Origin of the sequence: Escherichia sp. AM3 (assembly GCF_032029835.1) — a bacterium.
Taxonomy (GTDB): Bacteria; Pseudomonadota; Gammaproteobacteria; order Enterobacterales; family Enterobacteriaceae; genus Escherichia; species Escherichia coli.
On record NZ_JAVUPQ010000208.1, the window covers coordinates 1 to 2,377 of the forward strand.

Sequence of the window (2,377 nt, forward strand, 5' to 3'; positions counted from 1 at the left end):
CTAAAGCACATAGCCATCAATGAGGTAGATAACCCGTTGTGTTTCCGGCTCCCAACGAATGACTCTGACTCGCACTCCGTAGTGATCTTTGAACCAGCGGTTAACTTGTCGCAAAGGACTGTCTCCTTCTGCCGGTTGAAATCCCCCACAGCCCACTCAGCAAAGCTGTGGGTTACAATTTCCCTGTCACCTGGTACATTTACTGCATAGCAATACTCCACCTTCGCTTTTCCACCCGGTACAGGAAGCGCAATCAGTTGCGAGCGACGGTAGTGTGTTGTTAAACTGTTCATGCGTTAGTTTCTCCACAACCAGAAGCAATCGACGCCACGACGCCCGGAGCTGCACACTCGCGGGCGTCATTACTTTCTGAAACGCAAAAAATTTTGTAGACAAGTGCTGCATGCTCCTGCAGCTTCGAAATTGAGAGGTACAGCTCGTCGTTAATTGCTGTCTTCTCATGCGGTTCCACTACACCGTCTTCGATTGCCGAACGAATCTGTTTTGAATAACTGCCGATCTGTTCAATGACTTCCAGTAAACGCTGGTTAATATCGGCATTGTCCACATCCTCGACGTCAGGAAGAGACACAAAGACGCCATTTGCAGACTGCGCCACAGCGTCGGCAATGAAGTGAGTGCCACCAGCACGTTGTAAAATCATTGCCCATCCCAGCGGGAAAATCTGATCGCCATCGGCACGAAGGCGGTTAAATAATGCGTTCTCTGTTACATCCAGCCACTCAGCAGCTTCAGCGTAACCCCCCGGCAACGCCGCGATAGTTTTTCTGACAGCTTTCACGTACCACTCAGGCTGTTTTTCCACTTTCCAGTGATGATTACCCACGGCTTACCTCCTGTTCCTGTGGTTTAAACCCATTCTGGTTTTGGCTAGATTGAAAACGTGCCGGATAAAGAATCTGCATTTCGCTGATTTCACCCTTAAAAAAATTGGCCAGACGTTCTGCAAGATCGATAGATGGAATTTGTTCCAGTCTTTCAATACGACTCAGCGTCGCTGGATTGACCTGAACGCCAGCAGCAACATGCTGCAAAGTAAATCCGTGCGCCTTACGCACATTCCGTAATGGTGATTGCATATAACCTCCACATATTGCGTGATAAGCATATTATTTCACGCAAATATTTTGCGCAAGTTGATTTGCTTAACGCGCAATAAAGAAATGTAATAAACGCATGAACATAGGAAACCGAGTCAGACAACTTCGCCAGGCGAAGAACATGAAAATCGCCGATCTCGCTGAAGCAATAGGAGTAGATGCGGCGAATATCTCACGCCTGGAAACAGGTAAGCAGAAACAATTCACTGAACAAGCCCTGAGTAATATTGCCAGGAGCTTAGGTGTTGATATTGCTGATCTCTTTACCTCAGACGTCAAAAGTAATACTGTATGTAAAAACAGTATTAGTGAGGATGTTGCGCAGGTGAAGGATGTATTCCGTATTGAAATGCTGGATGTCAGTGCCAGTGCGGGAAATGGCCTTATCCAGGGCGGTGATGTCATTGATGTGATTCATGCCATTGAATACAGAACTGATAATGCTGTATCGATGTTTGGCGGACGGCCAGCCAATCACATTAAAGTTATCAACGTTCGTGGGGACAGTATGTGTCCAACCATTGAGCCAGGAGATCTCATCTTCGTTGATGTCAGTATCAATCAGTTTGATGGAGATGGTATCTATGTATTTGGTTTTGATTATAAAATTTATGTCAAACGACTGCAAATGATACCTGACAAACTACTGGTGATTTCTGATAACCAGATTTACCGTGAATGGGGAATTACCAGCGAAAATGAACACCGGTTTATGGTCTTTGGAAAGGTCTTAATCAGCCAGTCACAAACCCTTAAGCGACACAATTAACCCTTACCTCCTCATCAATTAGCCACCCAAAGGTGGCTTTTCATTACCCTTTAAATTGCATATCTCGCAACAAAAACACTTGCATAATGCGCAACTTCATTTTATCTTTCTTTCCAGACAAACAAACAAGGTACTAACAAAATTTGGTTGTAACACGGCGTATGGCACATGCGTCGTTAGCGGTCTGGGGACGTTAAAGGGGATAATCCACTCCTTGCTCGGGCAAACAAACCAGGTAGCCGGAATGTGCAAGTCAATGAGGATGCTGATAAGACGCCTAACCAGCGTGGCGATTCGGTTTGACGCTTGGGAAGAGACCAGGACGCAACGATGAGAGCATTGACGAGCAAGGCATAAGTGCTGGTTCAATTCCAGACAGTCCCATTCAGATGGGAGGGTTGGGCAGGGAAAAGGTCCGTTCGATTCGGACACCGGCAATGCTCTCAGCGTTGTGGTGAATGCGCAGGCTGATGCGCGAAAGACATTG

At 46.4% G+C, this 2,377-nt stretch carries 4 protein-coding genes; 1 reads left to right on the top strand and 3 read right to left on the bottom strand.

Annotation, left to right across the window (positions count from 1 at the left end):
- From RTW80_RS24130 to RTW80_RS24140, 3 genes are all read right to left on the bottom strand, one after another.
- Positions 1 to 156 (bottom strand): DUF4222 domain-containing protein, encoded by a 156-nt coding sequence (locus tag RTW80_RS24130; RefSeq protein WP_312720565.1) that lies wholly within the window; start codon positions 154 to 156, stop codon positions 1 to 3.
- A gap of 133 nt (positions 157 to 289) precedes the next feature.
- Positions 290 to 847: a protein YmfL gene (gene ymfL / locus RTW80_RS24135; RefSeq protein ID WP_000526668.1), complete on the bottom strand. Its 558-nt coding sequence runs from the start codon at positions 845 to 847 to the stop codon at positions 290 to 292.
- Positions 840 to 1,100: a helix-turn-helix domain-containing protein gene (locus tag RTW80_RS24140; RefSeq protein WP_001191669.1), complete on the bottom strand. Its 261-nt coding sequence runs from the start codon at positions 1,098 to 1,100 to the stop codon at positions 840 to 842. Before RTW80_RS24140 ends, ymfL begins: the two co-directional genes overlap by 8 nt.
- Before the next feature lie 97 nt (positions 1,101 to 1,197).
- On the opposite strand from RTW80_RS24140, the gene RTW80_RS24145 reads away from it, so the two are divergent.
- The gene (locus RTW80_RS24145; RefSeq protein WP_312720569.1) at positions 1,198 to 1,890 is read left to right on the top strand and encodes a S24 family peptidase; all 693 of its coding nucleotides are present in this window, start codon (positions 1,198 to 1,200) and stop codon (positions 1,888 to 1,890) included.
- Positions 1,891 to 2,377 lie beyond the last annotated feature (487 nt).

Bases quoted from the DNA above. Each gene is read 5' to 3' on its own strand.
- RTW80_RS24140 (WP_001191669.1), bottom strand. From the start codon at position 1,100: ATGCAATCACCATTACGGAATGTGCGTAAGGCGCACGGATTTACTTTG.
- RTW80_RS24145 (WP_312720569.1), top strand. From the start codon at position 1,198: ATGAACATAGGAAACCGAGTCAGACAACTTCGCCAGGCGAAGAACATG.